This is a genomic window from Enterobacter sp. FB (assembly GCF_000805795.1).
Lineage (GTDB): Bacteria > Pseudomonadota > Gammaproteobacteria > Enterobacterales > Enterobacteriaceae > Enterobacter > Enterobacter roggenkampii.
The window spans coordinates 267,870-285,754 of sequence record NZ_JSZC01000016.1 but is presented as its reverse complement, the minus strand read 5'-3'; the positions used below and the strand labels follow the sequence as shown (position 1 = coordinate 285,754).

The window sequence follows — 17,885 nt, the reverse complement described above, 5'->3', positions numbered from 1 at the left end:
CGTTACCCCTGCTGACTTAAGAATTCATCGATCTCTTTACGCCACGGAACGGAAGGCTGAGCGCCCTTGCGCGTCACCGCAATCGCGGCAGCGGCATGCGCGAAGCGGATCGCATCATCCATTTTCTTGCCTTCCAGCAGCGAGGTCACCAGCGCACCATTGAAGGTGTCTCCCGCTGCGATGGTATCAATCGCCTTCACCTTAAAGCCCGGCACGCGACGGCCTTCACCGTTTACGCTTGCCCATACCCCACGGCTGCCCAGGGTGATGATCACGGTTCCGATGCCTTTGTCGTGCAGCGCACGCGCGGCTCTCGCGGCATCGTCATCGTTTTCTACGCGAATGCCCGTCAGCTTTTCGGCTTCGGTTTCGTTCGGCGTGATGATATCCACCAGCGCCAGCAGCTCGTCTGATAATACACGGGCTGGGGCCGGGTTAAGTACGACAGTGGTATGATTTTCATGCGCAATTTTGGCCGCGGCCAGCACGCTTTCAACCGGCGACTCCAGCTGCATCAGCAGGGCCTCGGCGCCGCCAATGATTGCACGTTGCGCTTCCACGCGCTCCGTCGTCAGCGCTGCGTTAGCGCCAGCATGAATACCGATGACATTCTCACCTTCTGCGTTGACGAAAATCAGCGCCACGCCGGTAGATTCCCCTGCAACAACGCTGACAGGTGCGATATCGATGTTGTCGCTCGCCAGCTGCTTGCGTACGCGCTCGCCGGTATCGTCATCACCCGTGCAGGCGATAAACGCAATATTCGCCCCGCTGCGACCGGCAGCGACGGCCTGGTTTGCCCCTTTACCGCCGAATGCGACCTGATACTGGTTACCCGTGACGGTTTCGCCCGGTGCAGGGAACGATTCAAGGTTAAGAATGTGATCGGCATTGATACTGCCAAGGACGACGAGGTTGCCTGCGGTTTTCATGGTTGGGTTGTCCATCTGAGAGCGCCACCGGTGTTACCCGGTGGCGTATGCCACACTTTTCTTTATTGGTGTCCCTCAGGCCGCCAGTGACGGCCTGATTCGCCTTTTACTGCTTGATAACCAGTTTCAGGTCAACAGGGTATTTAGCCTGAACTTTTTCGCCCTTCAGCACTTTGTCGGCAGTTTCAACGCCAGTCGCGCCAATCTGCTCAGGCAGCTGAGCGATGGTCGCAGCCAGTTTGCCATCGTTTACTGCTTTTTCACCATCCGGCGTACCGTCAAATCCGACAACCATCACATCAGATTTACCTGCAGTCTGCAGAGCGCGCAGCGCACCCAGCGCCATTTCGTCGTTCTGCGCGAATACCGCCTGCACGTCAGGATGTGCGGTCAGCAGGTTCTGCATGACGTTCAGACCTTTAGTACGGTCGAAGTCTGCCGGCTGGCTAGCCAGCACGTTGAATTTGTGCGCTGCAACCGCCTGCTGGAAGCCTTCGCCACGCTCGCGGGCGGCAGACGTACCGGCAATCCCCTGCAGTTCGATGACTTTAGCGCCTTCACCGGCTTTCTTCGCAATGTAGTCACCCGCGATTTTGCCGCCCAGCACGTTGTCAGACGCGATATGGCTCACCACGTCGCCTTTGGTTGCCTGACGGTCCAGGGTAATCACCGGGATCTTCGCCTGGTTTGCCATCTTCACGGCGTTGCCTACGGCATCGGAATCGGTTGGGTTGATCAGCAGAATTTTGGTACCACGAACGGTTAAGTCCTGAACGTTAGCCAGCTCTTTCGCCGGGTTGTTCTGTGAATCCAGTACCACCAGGTTGTAGCCCAGTTTATCCGCTTCTTTCTGCGCTCCATCCTTCAGGGAGACGAAGAACGGGTTGTTCAGGGTAGAGACAACCAGCGCGATGGTATCTTTCGCCATGGCGTTAGCACTTACGGTTGCGCTCAGCGCGACAGCGGAAACCAGGGTAGCCAGTTTTTTCATGTTCATATCTAAGATGTCCTGTAGTGTCGTCAGTTACTGTTTTTTGTTGTCTACCAGTACCGCCAGCAAAATCACCACTGCCTTAACGATCATCTGGTAATAGGAGGAAACACCTAACAAATTCAAACCATTATTCAGGAAACCGAGAATCAGTGCGCCGATCAATGTCCCAACAATGCGACCTTTACCGCCCGCCAGACTCGTACCGCCCAGAACCACTGCTGCAATAGCATCCAGCTCATACCCCGTACCCGCCGTCGGCTGCGCGGAAGAGAGGCGCGCCACTTCGATGATGCCCGCCAGTGACGCCAGCAGACCACACAGGGAATACACGATAACTTTGACTTTATTCACGCTGATACCGGACAGACGCGTTGCCGCTTCGTTACCGCCCAGCGCATAGATGTAACGGCCCAGACGGGTATGGTGCAGCATGTACCACGCCGCCAGGAAGACGATAGCCATGATCCAGACCGGCGTCGGGACACCCAGCGGGCGACCGATACCGAACCAGCCAAACAGATCGGCGTTATCGGTGAAGCCGGTATTGACCGGGCTGCCGTTGGTATAAACCATGGTCACCCCGCGCAGCAGCAGCATCATCACCAGCGTCGCGATGAACGCCTGAACGCGGCCTTTTGCCACAATCACGCCGGTGACGGCGCCAATCGCCGCGCCTGCCGCCAGAGCTGCGGCCACGGCCACCAGCGCGTTGACTTCAATCCCGACCAGCGAAGCGGCGATCGCACCGGTGAGGGCCAGCAGGGAACCGACGGACAGATCGATCCCTGAGGTCAAAATCACCAGCGTCATGCCGACCGCCATAATGGCGTTCACCGACGTCTGCTGCAGAATGTTGAACAGGTTATTTACGGTGAAGAAATTCGGGCTCATGGTCGACACAATCGCGATCAGCACCAGCAAGGCAATGAGCGATTTTTGTTCCATCAGCCACGCCTTTGTGAAATAGCGGCGACCAGAAACAGCCTGGGTAGTCATCTTCTTACTCCTGATTCACGCGATTAAGCTTGCCCACAGCGGCAGCCATCAGAACTTCCTGGGTGGCCTGCTCGCGAGTGAATTCACCGCCGAGATGCCCTTCATGCATGACGATAATGCGATCGCTCATGCCCAATACTTCTGGCATCTCGGAAGAGACCAGAATGATGCTCAGACCGTCGGCCTTAAACTGGTTAATCAGCTGATAGATCTCTTTCTTCGCCCCCACGTCTACGCCGCGGGTTGGCTCGTCGAGGATCAACACTTTCGGGCGCGTCATCAGCCCGCGCGCAATTGCCACTTTCTGCTGATTCCCGCCGGATAACAGGCCAATCGCCTGCTCCATCGACGGCGTTTTAACATTAAAGAGACGGATAAAATCGCTGACCGCCTGCTGCTCGTCTTTATGCTTCAGGCTGCCGCCGCTGTGGCTGAAATAGCGCAGCGCAGTCAGGGACATGTTCTCTTTTACCGACATGCCCAGCACTAAGCCGTCGCGTTTGCGGTCTTCGGAGATATAGACGATGCCGTTCGCCAGACCATCCTGCGGGGAGCGGGTGACCACTTCATGGCCGTCGAGGGTGACATAACCGCTGGTGCGCGGCAGTGCGCCGTACAACACTTTCATCAGCTCGGTACGTCCCGCGCCCATCAGGCCCGCCACGCCCAGGATCTCGCCCTGGCGCAGGGTAAAGGTCACGTCGTTCACACCCGGGCCGCAGAGGTTATCCACCTTCAGGCGGATCTCGCCCGGCGCTTTATCCAGATGCGGATACTGATCTTCAAGCTTGCGTCCCACCATCATTTCGATGAGCGTATCTTCCGTCAGCGTGGCCACTTGTCGCTCAGCAATAAACTGCCCGTCGCGGAAAACGGTGACGTCATCGCAGATTTCAAAGATCTCTTTCATGCGGTGAGAGATATAGACAATCCCGCGCCCCTGTGATTTAAGCTCGCGGATAACGCGGAACAGGGATTCGGTTTCGGTATCGGTCAGGGCGTCTGTCGGTTCATCCATGATGATGACTTTCGACTCGAAGCTCAGCACCTTCGCGATTTCCACCATCTGCTGATCGCCGATGGAGAGATCGCCCACCAGGCGGTCGCTCTTAAAGCGCAGGTTCAGTTTCGCCAGCAGCTTGTCGGCTTCGGCGTACATGGTTTTCCAGTCGATCTTACCGAAGCGATTCACGAACTCACGGCCGAGGAAGATGTTCTCCGCAATGGTGAGCTGCGGGATCAGGTTCAGCTCCTGGTGAATAATGCCGATACCCGCTTCCTGAGAAGATTTCGGGCCAGTGAAGGTGGTTTCTTTACCCAGCCAGAGGAGTGAACCGGCATCGCGTTGATAGATACCGGTCAGCACTTTCATCATGGTGGATTTGCCGGCGCCGTTTTCGCCCACCAGCGCCATTACGCGCCCGGGGTAGACGTTCAGCGCCGCGCCGGAGAGGGCTTTTACGCCCGGGAACGACTTATCGATCCCTTTGAGTTGCAGTAATGCGTCCATGATGGCCTCAGAAGGTGACGCCAGCACAGAGAATGATATTCGCATACGGGGAACACTCCCCGCTGCGAATCACCGCCTGACTGTCTGCGGTTTGTTGTTTGAATTGTTCGTGCGTTGTGTAACGAATTTCGATGGTGTTTCCCTGGTGTTGTTGCAGCTGCTCAAGATGGCTGAGCAACGTTTCGTGGAGCTGCGGATTATGTTGTTTGATTTCCGCCGCGAGAATAGCCGCCTCAACCTGCATCTCCGCGGTCACCACGTCCAGTACCTGCATAAACGAAGGAACACCCTGCGTTAACGCCATATCAATACGGGTTGTGCTGCGCGGAACCGGTAAGCCTGCATCGCAAACCACCAGCGTATCGGTATGCCCAAGACGGGAAATAACCGACGAGATTTCTGAGTTGAGTACAGTGCCTTTCTTCATTTTCTTGCTCCACTAGCGAAACGTTTCGCTAAAAAGAGTGTAGCCTCAGAAATGTTCAGAAAACCACCATGACGTAACAGATTTGTGATCGACGTCGAAACGTTTCGCTAAGTGAAATATTGATGGGAGAAATTGCCCTGCGGCGCTTCGCTTGCGCGGGCCTACGGGTTTGGTAGGCCGGGTAAGCGCAGCGCCACCCGGCATTTTCGAAAGGACTTAAATCTCGACCTGCGTACCCAGCTCTATCACGCGGTTAGGCGGGATCTCAAACTGGTCAGGCGCGCGCAGGGCGTTACGCTGCAGGATCAGGTACAGCTTGCCGCGCAGGCGCAGGTACCACGGGCGCTTACCGATGATCAGCGACTCGTGGGACATAAAGAACGACGTCTCCATCATGCGGCAGCTTAAGCCTTCCAGACCGCAGCGGTGGAACACCTCTTCCACGTTCGGCGTTTCACGCCAGCCGTAGCTTGCCACCACGCGCCAGAAGGTCGGGGAGAGCTGCTCAATCTGCACGCGGCGTACGTTGTGAACATATGGCGCATCTTCGGTACGCAGCGTCAGCAGGATCACGCGCTCGTGCAGCACTTTGTTGTGCTTGAGGTTATGCATCAGCGCGAACGGGATCACGTTCAGGGCGCGAGACATGTACACCGCGGTGCCCGGCACGCGGACCGGCGGAGATTTCTCCAGAGAAGCAATCATCGCCTCCAGAGAATTCCCGTGCTCATGCATACGGCGCAGCAGGCGGAAGCGCTCGCTTTTCCAGGTGGTCATGACGATGAACATCACCAGACCCAGCGTCAGCGGCAGCCAGCCGCCGGAGACAATTTTGTCGAGGTTCGCGGAGAACAGCGGCACGTCAATGCACAGGAAGCCCACCAGAATCATCGCCACGAGGAACTTATTCCAGTGCCAGTTACGGTATGCCACCGTGGTGGAGAGAAGCGATGTCAGCACCATGGTGCCGGTTACCGCAATACCGTACGCCGCCGCCAGGTTGCTGGAGTGCTCGAAGCTGACAATCACAATCACAACAGCGAAGTAGAGCAGCCAGTTAACGAACGGGATGTAGATCTGGCCCGACTCCATCTCTGAGGTATGAATGATGCGCATCGGTGAGAGATACCCCAGACGCACGGCCTGGCGCGTCAGAGAAAACACGCCGGAAATCACCGCCTGAGAGGCAATGACGGTCGCCAGCGTCGCCAGGATCAGCATCGGCACCAGCGCCCAGTCAGGCGCCAGCAGGAAGAACGGGTTCTTAATCGCCTCCGGGTTTTTGAGCAACAGCGCGCCCTGGCCGAAGTAGTTGAGCACCAGCGACGGCAGCACAACCAAAAACCAGGCCACGCGGATAGGCAGCTTTCCGAAGTGACCCATATCCGCATACAGCGCTTCCACACCGGTGATGGAGAGCACGACCGCCCCCAGCGCCACGAAGGAAACTACTTTGTATTCGAGGAAGAAATGCACGGCCCAGTATGGGTTCAGCGCATGCAGCACTTCCGGGTTCGCGATAATGCTGCGTAAACCGAGCGCCGCCAGGATCAGGAACCAGGCCAGCATAATCGGCGCAAACAGTTTTCCCACCAGCCCGGTACCGTGCTTCTGGATCACAAACAGCAGCGTCAACACGATTATCGCCAGCGGGACCACCCACGTATCAAGCTGTGGCGCGATGATCTCCAGCCCCTCTATCGCCGAGAGGACCGAAATCGCGGGCGTGATAACCACCTCTCCATAGAAGAAGCTGCCGCCAATCAGGCCGATAATCACCAGCACGGAGGTCATTCTGGCGGAGGTGTTGCGCCCTGCAAGGGACATCAGGGTCAGGATACCGCCTTCGCCCGCGTTATCAGCGCGCATAACGAAGGAGAGATACTTAACGGAAACGACCAGAATCAGCAGCCAGAAGATGAGGGACAGGAAGCCAAACACGGCATCGCGCTCAACACCAAAGCCAAACTGGCCGGACAAACATTCACGAAGCGTATAAAGCGGGCTGGTGCCAATATCACCGTAGACAACCCCGATCGCCGCAAGCGTAATTGCGGGTAATGATTGCTTATTATCAGTGCTCATAGACTAGTCTTTTCGTTTAAATAACAAATGTGTTCCTGGTCCCTTGGCCCACAAAAAGCGCACAGTATGCACGATTCATTGCAAAATCGTACCCCTAAATGCAACCGCATTAATGTAGCGCAAAGAAAATTGCGCCGCACTTCAGCCTATTACCAGCCCTGACTGAAACGTCTATACTCGCTTCAATTGGCCGCCACGACGGCGAAAGGATGCAAAACTATTATGGCTCACTCACATTTATTAGCAGAAAGAATTTCCCGCCTCAGCAGCGCGCTGGAGAAAGGCCTTTTCGAGCGTAGCCACGCCATTCGCCTCTGTTTACTGGCAGCATTGAGCGGTGAAAGCGTGTTTCTGCTTGGGCCGCCGGGCATCGCCAAAAGCCTGATTGCCCGCAGGCTTAAGTTTGCTTTTAAGAACGCCCGCGCGTTTGAATACCTGATGACCCGCTTTTCCACCCCGGAAGAAGTGTTTGGCCCCCTTTCCATTCAGGCGCTGAAAGATGAAGGGCGCTACGAGCGCCTGACAGCGGGGTATCTGCCTGAGGCAGAAATTGTCTTCCTTGATGAGATCTGGAAAGCCGGCCCGGCCATTCTGAACACCCTGCTCACGGCGATAAACGAACGTCGGTTCCGCAACGGCGCCAGTGAAGAGAAAATCCCGATGCGCCTTCTGGTGGCCGCCTCAAACGAACTGCCTGAAGCCGACAGCAGCCTGGAAGCGCTGTATGACCGTATGCTGATCCGCCTGTGGCTGGACAAAGTGCAGGATAAGTCCAACTTCCGTTCCATGCTGGTCAGCCAGCAGGATGAGAACGAGAACCCGGTAGCAGCGTCATTGCAGGTATCAGACGAGGAGTATTACCAGTGGCAGGAAGAGATCGGTAAAATTAAGCTGCCTGATTCCGTCTTCGAGCTGATCTTCATGCTGCGCCAGCAGCTTGATTTACTGCCCTCTGCCCCCTATGTCTCCGATCGCCGCTGGAAAAAAGCGATCCGCCTGCTGCAGGCCAGCGCCCTGTTCAGCGGTCGCGATGCCGTTGCGCCCATCGATCTGATCCTGCTGAAAGACTGCCTCTGGCACGACGCGGAAGGCATGAATCTGATGCAGCAGCAGCTCGACGTTTTGATGACCGGACACGCCTGGGGACAGCAGGCGATGCTCAATCAGCTGGGGGCGATTGCCCAGCGGCGCATCCAGCTTCAGCAGCAGCAAAGTGATAAAACCGCGCTGAAAGTGAATCGCTTGGGGGGGATGTTCGCCCGCAAACCGCACTATGAATTACCCCCTGAACTCACCAGCCCGACGCTGACCCTGCTGCTTCAGCAGCCGCTCAAGCTGCATGATATGCAGGTGGTGCACGTGACGATTGAGCGCGAGACGCTGGCGCAGTGGCTGGATAAGGGCGGAGAGATCCGCGGAAAGCTCAACGGCATCGGTTTTGCGCAGCCGCTGAATATGGAAGTAGACAGCAGCCAGCACCTGGTGATCCGCGACGTCAGCCTGCAGGGCTCGCGTCTTGCGCTTCCGGGAACCGCCTCTGAGAGCGTCCCCGAAGAGATTAAGCAGCAGCTGGACGCGCTGGACACCGAATGGCACCAGCAGCACACCCGCTTTAGCGAACAGCAAAAATGCCTCTTTATCCATAGCGACTGGTTAGGCCGCATCGAAGCCAGCCTGCAGGACGTCAGCGCGCAGATCAAACAGGCGCGTCAATGCTAACCCTGGATACGCTTAACGTCATGCTGGCCGTCAGCGAGGAAGGGTTGATCGAAGAAGTGGTGATCACCCTTCTGGCTTCACCGCAGCTGGCGGCCTTCTTTGAAAAATTTCCGAAGCTCAAAAAGGCGATGACCGACGATCTTCCGCGCTGGCGGGATAACCTGCGTCAACGGTTCAAAGAGACCGAAGTCCCCCCTGAGTTAACGGAAGAAGTGGCCTGCTATCAGCAGTGCCAGCGACTTTCCACGTCGCAGTTTATCGTCCAGCTTCCGCAAACCCTGACGTTGCTCGACAAGGTCCACTCCCCGTTTGCCAGCCAGGCCCGGGGGCTGGTCACGGACAACGCCACGTTCACTCCCGCACTGCACACCCTCTTCTTACAGCGCTGGCGCCTCAGCCTGGTGGTGCAGGCCACCACGCTAAACCAGCAGCTGCTGGATGAAGAGCGCGAACAGCTGCTCAGTGAAGTTCAGGAACGCATGACCTTAAGCGGCCAGCTTGAGCAGGTGCTGGTGGAGAATGAGAACGCGGCAGGGCGTCTCTGGGACATGAGCGCGGGCCAGCTCCAGCGCGGGGACTATCAGCTGATCGTCAAGTACGGCGATTTTCTGGCGCAGCAGCCCGAGCTGATGAAGCTTGCAGAACAGCTGGGACGTTCAAGGGAGGCAAAGTCGGTTCCAAAGAAGGACGCCCCGATGGAAACCTTCCGCACCCTGGTGCGTGAGCCGGCCACCGTTCCGGAGCAGGTCGACGGGCTCCAGCAGAGCGATGATATTCTGCGTCTGCTGCCCACGGAGCTGAGCACGCTGGGGATGACCGAGCTGGAGTATGAGTTTTACCGTCGGCTGGTGGAAAAACAGCTCCTCACCTACCGGCTGCACGGCGAAGCCTGGCGCGAGAAAATCAGCCAGCGGCCGGTCATTCATCAGGATTTTGACGAACAGCCGCGCGGGCCATTTATTGTCTGCGTGGATACGTCCGGCTCCATGGGCGGGTTTAACGAGCAGTGTGCAAAGGCGTTCTGTCTGGCGCTGATGCGCGTGGCGCTCGCCGATCGCCGCCGCTGCTTCATCATGCTGTTCTCCAGCGAAGTCGTGGGCTATGAGCTGACGAACCAGCAGGGGATCGAGCAGGCAATCCGCTTCCTGAGCCAGCGCTTTCGCGGCGGAACCGATCTGGCCAGCTGTTTTCGCAGCATCGTAGAGCGGATGCAGGGCGGCGACTGGTATGACGCTGACGCGGTAGTGATATCCGATTTTATTGCCCAGCGGCTGCCGGATGACGTGGTCAATAAAGTTAAGGAATTACAGCGTGTGCATCAGCACCGTTTTCATGCGGTGGCGATGTCCGCCCATGGAAAACCCGGCATCATGCGCATCTTCGATCATATCTGGCGCTTTGATACCGGGTTGCGTAGCCGCCTGCTCAGACGCTGGCAGCGTTAATTACAGAAGAGAACCGACGCTTTCACGCACCTGCTGCGGCCAGACGCCACACTGCACCTGACCAATATGGGGCAGCTGAAGCAGCAGCATGGTCAGACGGGACTGGCCGATACCGCCGCCAATCGTCTGCGGCATTTCCCCACGCAGCAGCGCCTGGTGCCACTCCAGTTTGAGACGATCTTCATCGCCGGTCACCGCCAGCTGGCGCTTCAGCGCATCAGCATCCACGCGGATCCCCATAGAAGAAAGCTCGAATGCGTCTTCCAGTACCGGGTTCCAGACAAGAATATCGCCGTTCAGACCGGCAAATTCCCCCTCACCGGTGGTGCTCCAGTCATCATAATCCGGCGCACGAACGTCGTGGCGTTTGCCATCAGACAGTTTGCCGCCGATCCCAATCAGGAACACCGCCCCGAGCTCTTTGGCGATCGCCCGCTCGCGGCCTTTGGCATCCAGATCCGGGAAACGGGTCAGCAATTCCTGGCTGTGTACAAAGTGGATCGTTTCCGGCAGGAACGGTGCCAGACCAAACGCTTTGCTTACGGCCGCTTCGGTCGCTTTGATCCCGGCGTAGATCGCCTCAACGGTAGACTTCAGCGTGCCAACGTGGCGCTCACCATCGCCCATCACGCGCTCCCAGTCCCACTGGTCAACGTAAACGGAATGAATGGGAGACAGGCGGTCTTCATCGGGGCGAAGGGCTTTCATGTGCGTGTAGAGCCCTTCGCCCGCGCTGAAGTCATGTTGTCCCAGGGTCTGACGCTTCCACTTCGCCAGGGAATGAACCACTTCGAACTGGGCGTCTGGCAGCGTTTTCACTTTTACCTGTACCGCTTTTTCGCATCCAGAGAGGTTATCCTGCGTCCCGTCACCCACGCGGCTGAGGATCGGGGCCTGGACTTCAATCAGCCCAAGCTTCTCTTCCAGCTGGCGGGAAAAATGGGATTTTACGAAACTGATCTGGCGTTGTTTTGCGATGTAAGCGGTTTTCATTATTTATACTCCTGCGTCCTGTTGATATTGATTAAGCAACAGAAATGGCACCTTATTCAATAACCCATCAACAAAAAGCCGCCTTCACTTTTGATTCGATAAAATAAGGCGCTAGAATAGAGTGATTCATTAATCTTCATAAGAAAAAGCTATGGAAAATTATCAGATCGACAATCTCGACCGCGGCATTCTGGAGGCGTTAATGGCCAATGCCCGTACCGCCTACGCCGAACTGGCGAAACAGTTTGGCGTCAGCCCGGGAACCATTCACGTTCGCGTAGAGAAGATGAAGCAGGCGGGGATCATTACCGGCGCGCGCATTGACGTCAGCCCGAAGCAGCTGGGTTACGACGTCTGCTGCTTCATCGGCATCATTCTTAAAAGCGCCAAAGACTACCCTTCCGCCCTGGCGAAACTGAACGCGCTGGATGAAGTCACCGAGGCGTACTACACCACCGGACACTACAGCATCTTTATTAAGGCCATGTGCCGATCCATCGACGCGCTCCAGCAGGTACTTATCAACAAGATCCAAACAATCGATGAAATTCAGTCCACCGAGACCCTGATCTCCCTGCAAAACCCGATCATGCGTACCATCCGCCCGTGATCGGGCAAATCCATTCCCACATTTTCCACAGGTAGATCCCAGCTCGTTCACAGCGTACAATGGCCGTCTCTTTATCTGGGCGAGCGATCAATGGCGGACATTACCCTTATCAGCGGCAGCACCCTTGGCGGTGCAGAATACGTAGCGGAACATCTGGCTGAAAAGCTGGAAGAGGCGGGCTTTTCTACGGAAACCCTGCACGGCCCGTTGCTGGAAGATCTCCCGACTGACGGGGTCTGGCTGCTGATCACCTCCACGCACGGCGCGGGCGATCTGCCGGACAACCTGCAACCTTTATATGACGAACTGCTGGAACAGCAGCTCGACCTGTCAAACGTCCGTTTTGGCGCAGTGGGGATCGGCAGTCGTGAATATGACACCTTTTGCGGGGCAATAGAGAAAGTCGAAGCCGCTGTGACCTCCTGCGGAGCAAAACAGCTGGGTGAAACGCTCAAGATCAACATCCTCGATCATGACATTCCGGAGGATCCAGCCGAGATCTGGCTCGCGGAATGGAAAAATTTACTCAAAAACGATTAAAGATCGCGCGAACAGATGTGGATAACTCTGGTTAAAAGCTCGTATTAACCCGTAGTTATCCAAAGAACAACCGTAGCGCCGTTTTTGGCCTGTGTATAAAGTCGCGATCTGATCCCAGCTTATACGGTCCAGGATCACCGATCATTCACAGCAAACGATCCTTTCTAACTGCATGATCTTCTTTATGAGATCGGACTTATCCACACGGGTTCGCGATCCTAATAAGAGATCACAATAGAACAGATCTCTAAATAAAAAGATCTTCTTTTTAATAGCCCAGGATCCCAATGCTTTCTCGAAAGACTAAAGTTGAGTAGAATCCACGGCCCGGGCTTCAATCCATTTTCTTACCGCTTTACGCGAGGCAGACCACCATGTTTTATCAGGATCCTTTTGACGTCATCATCATTGGCGGGGGTCACGCAGGCACTGAGGCCGCAATGGCCGCAGCGCGAATGGGTCAGCAGACCCTGCTTTTGACACACAATATCGACACGCTGGGACAAATGTCCTGTAATCCGGCGATTGGCGGCATTGGGAAAGGACACCTGGTAAAAGAAGTGGATGCACTTGGCGGCCTGATGGCGAAGGCGATCGATCACGCAGGCATTCAGTTTAGGATACTAAACGCCAGTAAAGGCCCCGCTGTGCGTGCGACCCGTGCTCAGGCAGACCGCGTACTTTATCGCCAGGCGGTACGTACCGCGCTGGAGAATCAGCCGAACCTGATGATCTTCCAGCAGGCGGTTGAAGATCTTATCGTTGAGAACGATCGCGTCGTGGGCGCCGTGACCCAAATGGGCCTCAAATTCCGCGCTAAAGCCGTGGTGTTGACCGTGGGTACCTTCCTTGACGGTAAAATTCATATTGGTCTGGATAACTACAGCGGCGGCCGTGCAGGCGATCCGCCGTCTATCCCATTGTCTCGCCGTCTGCGCGAGCTGCCGCTGCGCGTCAGCCGCCTGAAAACCGGTACGCCGCCGCGTATTGATGCGCGCACCATCGATTTCAGCGTGCTGGCGCAACAGCACGGTGATAACCCAATGCCGGTCTTCTCGTTTATGGGCAATGCGGCACAGCATCCGCAGCAGGTGCCGTGCTACATCACGCACACCAACGAGAAAACCCATGACGTGATCCGCAATAACCTCGATCGCAGCCCGATGTACGCCGGCGTGATCGAAGGGATCGGTCCACGCTACTGCCCGTCGATCGAAGACAAAGTGATGCGCTTTGCCGATCGCAACCAGCACCAGATCTTCCTGGAGCCGGAAGGGTTGACCTCAAACGAAATTTACCCGAACGGCATCTCCACCAGCCTGCCGTTCGACGTACAGATGCAAATTGTTCGCTCAATGCAGGGTATGGAGAACGCAAAAATCGTTCGCCCTGGCTACGCTATTGAGTACGATTTCTTCGATCCGCGTGACCTGAAGCCGACCCTGGAGAGCAAATTCATCCACGGTCTGTTCTTCGCGGGTCAGATTAACGGCACCACCGGCTACGAAGAAGCGGCTGCACAGGGCCTGCTTGCCGGTCTGAACGCCGCGCGCTTCTCTGCTGAGAAAGAGGGCTGGGCTCCGGCGCGTTCTCAGGCTTATCTGGGCGTGCTGGTTGACGATCTCTGCACGCTGGGTACCAAAGAACCGTACCGTATGTTTACCTCTCGCGCGGAATATCGCCTGATGCTGCGTGAAGATAACGCCGACCTGCGTCTGACCGAAATGGGCCGCGAGCTGGGTCTGGTCGATGACGAGCGCTGGGCGCGCTTCAACGAGAAGCTGGAGCGCATTGAGCAGGAACGTCAGCGTCTGAAAACCACCTGGGTGAATCCGCAGGCGGAAACCGCTGCTGAAGTGAACGCTCACTTAACCGCGCCGCTGTCGCGCGAAGCCAGCGGTGAAGATCTGCTGCGCCGTCCAGAAGTCACCTACGAGAACCTGGTCAAACTGACCGCGTTCGCGCCGGGCCTGGAAGACGCTGAAGCGGCAGAGCAGGTCGAGATCCAGGTGAAGTACGAAGGTTACATCGCCCGTCAGCAGGATGAGATCGAAAAACAGCAGCGTAACGAAAACACGCTGCTGCCGGAAATGCTGGACTACCGCCAGGTGACGGGCCTTTCCAACGAAGTGATCGCCAAGCTGAACGACCACAAACCGGTGTCGATCGGTCAGGCATCCCGCATCTCGGGCGTGACCCCGGCGGCGATTTCGATCCTGCTGGTGTGGCTGAAAAAGCAGGGCATGTTGCGCCGTAGCGCGTAATTGACATTGCTTTTGGCGGGTGGCGCTTCGCTGACCCGCCCTACTTATTCGTAGGCCCGGTAAGCGGCAGCGCCACCGGGCAAAAAAACTCTCAACAGGTATTCACCGTGCTCAACAAACTCTCTCGTCTGCTGGATCAGGCAGGTATTTCGCTCACCGATCACCAGAAAAATCAGCTGGTGGCCTATGTCGATATGCTGAACAAATGGAACAAAGCGTACAACCTGACGTCTGTTCGCGACCCCAACGAGATGCTCGTTCGCCACATTCTCGACAGCATCGTGGTTGCTCCCTGGCTGAAAGGTGAACGCTTTATCGACGTGGGGACGGGCCCTGGTCTGCCGGGTATTCCGCTGTCGATTGTTCGCCCTGAGAGCCATTTCACGCTGCTGGACAGCCTTGGCAAACGCGTGCGCTTTTTACGCCAGGTACAGCATGAGCTGAAGCTTGAAAACATCACGCCCGTGCAGAGCAGGGTAGAGGAGTTCCCGGCAGAGCCGCCGTTTGACGGGGTTATCAGCCGCGCATTTGCGTCGCTCAACGATATGGTGAGCTGGTGCAAGCACTTACCTGCAGAGAATGGCCGCTTTTATGCACTGAAAGGGCAGTTGCCAGGCGATGAGATTGAACAGCTTCCGGACGGTTTTGCTGTCGAGTCTATTGAGAAATTACAGATTCCTCAGCTCGAAGGCGAACGACACCTGGTGATAATTAAGCCAAACAATTTTTAAAAAATTAATAAAAAATGTGGAATTCGTGCTGTTCTTATCATGTTAAAAAACAGCACAACTACCGGGGATTTACCGAGGAGCTTTTAACCTCTGCTTCACTAAGGTTTTTCTTCCGGTTAACGAAGCAATCGTTATTCACCGAGAAGATAGTCATCTTTGAAAATATAAGTCTGCTAAAAGTGGAAGGCAGTAACCAGAACGCAATGTTAATTATTTATTAAGAATGTCAATAAAAGGTTTTTATTGTGTACTGGGCTGTTTTGAAAATAGTTGCGACATTTTGCGTTTAATTTCATAAAGATAAATTTCTGCGATTTGCGCCTTTGATAAATACAACCTTATCGCAAATGTGTGTTTTGTGATCTCGTGCACGCTTTATCGACAACGTTTTCGCGCTGTTTGCAGTTTTGGTCGAAGGTTGACGCTTTCAGCGAAAGTTAAAAAATAGCGGTGGGGAAAAATATTTAAACATTTATTCACCTTTTCGCTACTTAATGTTTGAAATCACGGGTGCGCACCGTATAATTTGACCGCTTTTTGATGCTTGACTCTGAGCCTTAAAGGACGTTTTATACGACACGCGGCATACCTCGAAGGGAGCAGGAGTAAAAACGTGATGTCTGTGTCGCTCTTGAGTAGAAACGTTGCTCGTAAGCTTCTGTTCATTCAGTTTCTGGCTGTGATAGCAAGTGGACTGCTGTTTAGCCTCAAAGACCCCTTCTGGGGCATCTCCGCCGTGTGCGGGGGTTTGGCGGTTGTGCTGCCAAACGTGTTGTTTATGATTTTTGCCTGGCGTCATCAGGCGCATACACCTGCCAAAGGCCGCGTGGCCTGGTCCTTCGCCCTCGGCGAAGTGTGTAAGGTGTTGCTGACCTTTGCTCTACTGGTGATGGCGCTGGCGGTTTTGAAAGTGGTCTTCATGCCGCTGATAGCAACGTGGGTTTTGGTGCTGGTGGTACAAGTTCTGGCTCCAGCTGTAATCAATAACAAAGGGTAAAAGGCATCATGGCTTCAGAAAATATGACGCCGCAGGATTACATAGGTCACCATCTGAATAACCTTCAGCTGGACCTGCGTACATTCTCGCTGGTGGATCCACATAACCCCCCGGCCACCTTCTGGACGATCAACATCGACTCCATGTTCTTCTCGGTGGTTTTGGGTCTTCTGTTCCTGGCCATGTTCCGCGGTGTTGCTAAACGAGCGACCAGCGGTGTACCAGGGAAATTCCAGACCTTCATCGAAATGATCATCGGCTTCGTCCATGGCAGCGTCAAAGACATGTACCATGGCAAGAGCAAGCTGATTGCTCCGCTGGCGCTGACCGTGTTCGTTTGGGTCTTCCTGATGAACCTGATGGACCTGCTGCCAATCGATCTGCTGCCGTTTATTGGCGAGCACATCTTCGGCCTGCCAGCACTGCGCGTGGTTCCGTCTGCGGACGTGAACATCACCCTGTCGATGGCGCTGGGCGTGTTTATCCTGATTCTTTTCTACAGCATCAAAATGAAAGGCGTAAGCGGCTTTGTGAAAGAGCTTACCTTGCAGCCGTTCAACCACTGGGCGTTTATTCCGGTCAACCTGATCCTGGAAGGCGTTAGCCTGCTGTCCAAACCTGTTTCACTGGGTCTGCGACTGTTCGGCAACATGTATGCGGGTGAGCTGATTTTCATTCTGATCGCGGGTCTTCTGCCGTGGTGGTCACAGTGGGTTCTGAATGTGCCGTGGGCCATTTTCCACATCCTGATCATTACGCTGCAAGCCTTTATCTTCATGGTTCTGACGATCGTCTATCTGTCGATGGCGTCTGAAGAGCACTGATTTTTTACCAACACTACTACGTTTTAATTGAAACAAACTGGAGACTGTCATGGAAAACCTGAATATGGATCTGCTGTACATGGCTGCCGCTGTGATGATGGGTCTGGCGGCTATCGGTGCTGCGATCGGTATCGGCATCCTCGGGGGCAAATTCCTGGAAGGCGCTGCGCGTCAACCTGATCTGATTCCTCTGCTGCGTACTCAGTTCTTTATCGTTATGGGTCTGGTGGATGCTATCCCAATGATCGCTGTAGGTCTGGGTCTGTACGTGATGTTTGCTGTCGCGTAGTAGTAGTTTTAAAACCCTAAGCCACAGATATTAAAGAGGTATTGTGCTGTGAACATGAACGCAACAATCCTCGGCCAGGCCATCGCGTTTATTCTCTTTGTCTGGTTCTGCATGAAGTATGTATGGCCGCCTTTAATGGCAGCCATCGAAAAACGTCAGAAAGAAATTGCTGACGGTCTGGCTTCTGCAGAACGCGCTAAGAAAGATTTGGACCTTGCACAGGCCAACGCGACAGACCAGCTGAAAAAAGCGAAAGCGGAAGCTCAGGTTATCATCGAACAGGCTAACAAACGCCGTTCGCAGATCCTGGACGAAGCGAAAGCTGAAGCAGAACAGGAACGTACTAAGATCGTGACACAGGCTCAGGCTGAAATTGAAGCTGAGCGTAAACGTGCTCGTGAAGAACTGCGTAAGCAGGTTGCGATTCTGGCTGTTGCTGGCGCCGAGAAGATCATCGAACGTTCCGTGGATGAAGCTGCTAACAGCGACATCGTGGACAAACTTGTCGCTGAACTGTAAGGAGGGAGGG

The 17,885-nt window shown here is 55.3% G+C and carries 17 protein-coding genes; 10 read left to right on the top strand and 7 right to left on the bottom strand.

Features of this window, described 5'->3' with window-relative positions; all coding sequences use genetic code 11:
* Nucleotides 1–2: 2 nt before the first annotated feature.
* The 6 genes from rbsK to kup form a co-directional block, all read right to left on the bottom strand.
* Entirely contained in the window at nucleotides 3–932 is a 930-nt protein-coding gene (gene rbsK, locus PI91_RS22085) for a ribokinase (protein ID WP_039267138.1), read from the bottom strand.
* Between the two features lie 106 nt (nucleotides 933–1,038).
* A complete protein-coding gene (rbsB, locus tag PI91_RS22080; RefSeq protein ID WP_008503498.1) occupies nucleotides 1,039–1,929 on the bottom strand; it encodes a ribose ABC transporter substrate-binding protein RbsB in 891 nt (296 codons plus the stop codon).
* 27 nt (nucleotides 1,930–1,956) lie between these two features.
* Nucleotides 1,957–2,922, bottom strand: coding sequence for a ribose ABC transporter permease (rbsC, locus tag PI91_RS22075; RefSeq protein WP_021242657.1), 966 nt, complete (start codon nucleotides 2,920–2,922; stop codon nucleotides 1,957–1,959).
* Nucleotides 2,923–2,926: 4 nt separating this feature from the next.
* Nucleotides 2,927–4,432, bottom strand: coding sequence for a ribose ABC transporter ATP-binding protein RbsA (gene rbsA / locus PI91_RS22070; RefSeq protein WP_008503496.1), 1,506 nt, complete (start codon nucleotides 4,430–4,432; stop codon nucleotides 2,927–2,929).
* Nucleotides 4,433–4,439: 7 nt separating this feature from the next.
* Nucleotides 4,440–4,859 carry a D-ribose pyranase gene (gene rbsD, locus PI91_RS22065; protein ID WP_008503495.1) on the bottom strand — a complete coding sequence of 140 codons (420 nt, stop codon included), beginning with the start codon at nucleotides 4,857–4,859 and terminating at the stop codon, nucleotides 4,440–4,442.
* 216 nt (nucleotides 4,860–5,075) lie between these two features.
* Nucleotides 5,076–6,944, bottom strand: a complete 1,869-nt coding sequence (gene kup, locus PI91_RS22060; RefSeq protein WP_021242659.1) for a low affinity potassium transporter Kup — start codon at nucleotides 6,942–6,944, stop codon at nucleotides 5,076–5,078.
* Nucleotides 6,945–7,166: 222 nt separating this feature from the next.
* Here kup and ravA point away from each other — a divergent pair, with 222 nt between their 5' ends.
* Together ravA and viaA are read left to right on the top strand one after the other, a co-directional pair.
* A complete protein-coding gene (gene ravA / locus PI91_RS22055; RefSeq protein WP_039267129.1) occupies nucleotides 7,167–8,663 on the top strand; it encodes an ATPase RavA in 1,497 nt (498 codons plus the stop codon).
* The gene (viaA, locus tag PI91_RS22050) at nucleotides 8,657–10,108 is read left to right on the top strand and encodes an ATPase RavA stimulator ViaA (RefSeq protein WP_039267127.1); all 1,452 of its coding nucleotides are present in this window, start codon (nucleotides 8,657–8,659) and stop codon (nucleotides 10,106–10,108) included. Before ravA ends, viaA begins: the two co-directional genes overlap by 7 nt.
* Here viaA and asnA read toward each other — a convergent pair whose 3' ends face one another.
* Complete coding sequence (gene asnA / locus PI91_RS22045; protein ID WP_039267126.1) at nucleotides 10,109–11,101, bottom strand: aspartate--ammonia ligase; 993 nt, start codon at nucleotides 11,099–11,101, stop codon at nucleotides 10,109–10,111.
* 151 nt (nucleotides 11,102–11,252) lie between these two features.
* Here asnA and asnC point away from each other — a divergent pair, with 151 nt between their 5' ends.
* The 8 genes from asnC (at nucleotide 11,253) to atpF (ending at nucleotide 17,875) form a co-directional block, all read left to right on the top strand.
* The gene (gene asnC, locus PI91_RS22040; protein WP_039267125.1) at nucleotides 11,253–11,711 is read left to right on the top strand and encodes a transcriptional regulator AsnC; all 459 of its coding nucleotides are present in this window, start codon (nucleotides 11,253–11,255) and stop codon (nucleotides 11,709–11,711) included.
* Nucleotides 11,712–11,801: 90 nt separating this feature from the next.
* Nucleotides 11,802–12,251: an FMN-binding protein MioC gene (gene mioC / locus PI91_RS22035; protein WP_039267123.1), complete on the top strand. Its 450-nt coding sequence runs from the start codon at nucleotides 11,802–11,804 to the stop codon at nucleotides 12,249–12,251.
* Between the two features lie 374 nt (nucleotides 12,252–12,625).
* The gene (gene mnmG / locus PI91_RS22030) at nucleotides 12,626–14,515 is read left to right on the top strand and encodes a tRNA uridine-5-carboxymethylaminomethyl(34) synthesis enzyme MnmG (RefSeq protein WP_008500196.1); all 1,890 of its coding nucleotides are present in this window, start codon (nucleotides 12,626–12,628) and stop codon (nucleotides 14,513–14,515) included.
* A 107-nt stretch (nucleotides 14,516–14,622) separates the two neighbouring features.
* The gene (gene rsmG / locus PI91_RS22025) at nucleotides 14,623–15,246 is read left to right on the top strand and encodes a 16S rRNA (guanine(527)-N(7))-methyltransferase RsmG (protein ID WP_008500195.1); all 624 of its coding nucleotides are present in this window, start codon (nucleotides 14,623–14,625) and stop codon (nucleotides 15,244–15,246) included.
* Nucleotides 15,247–15,862: 616 nt separating this feature from the next.
* Nucleotides 15,863–16,243 carry a F0F1 ATP synthase subunit I gene (gene atpI, locus PI91_RS22020; protein WP_008500194.1) on the top strand — a complete coding sequence of 127 codons (381 nt, stop codon included), beginning with the start codon at nucleotides 15,863–15,865 and terminating at the stop codon, nucleotides 16,241–16,243.
* Nucleotides 16,244–16,251: 8 nt separating this feature from the next.
* Nucleotides 16,252–17,067, top strand: a complete 816-nt coding sequence (gene atpB / locus PI91_RS22015) for a F0F1 ATP synthase subunit A (protein ID WP_008500193.1) — start codon at nucleotides 16,252–16,254, stop codon at nucleotides 17,065–17,067.
* A gap of 49 nt (nucleotides 17,068–17,116) precedes the next feature.
* A complete protein-coding gene (gene atpE, locus PI91_RS22010) occupies nucleotides 17,117–17,356 on the top strand; it encodes a F0F1 ATP synthase subunit C (RefSeq protein ID WP_000429386.1) in 240 nt (79 codons plus the stop codon).
* A gap of 48 nt (nucleotides 17,357–17,404) precedes the next feature.
* Nucleotides 17,405–17,875: a F0F1 ATP synthase subunit B gene (gene atpF / locus PI91_RS22005; RefSeq protein ID WP_003862370.1), complete on the top strand. Its 471-nt coding sequence runs from the start codon at nucleotides 17,405–17,407 to the stop codon at nucleotides 17,873–17,875.
* The last annotated feature ends 10 nt before the right edge of the window (nucleotides 17,876–17,885 follow it).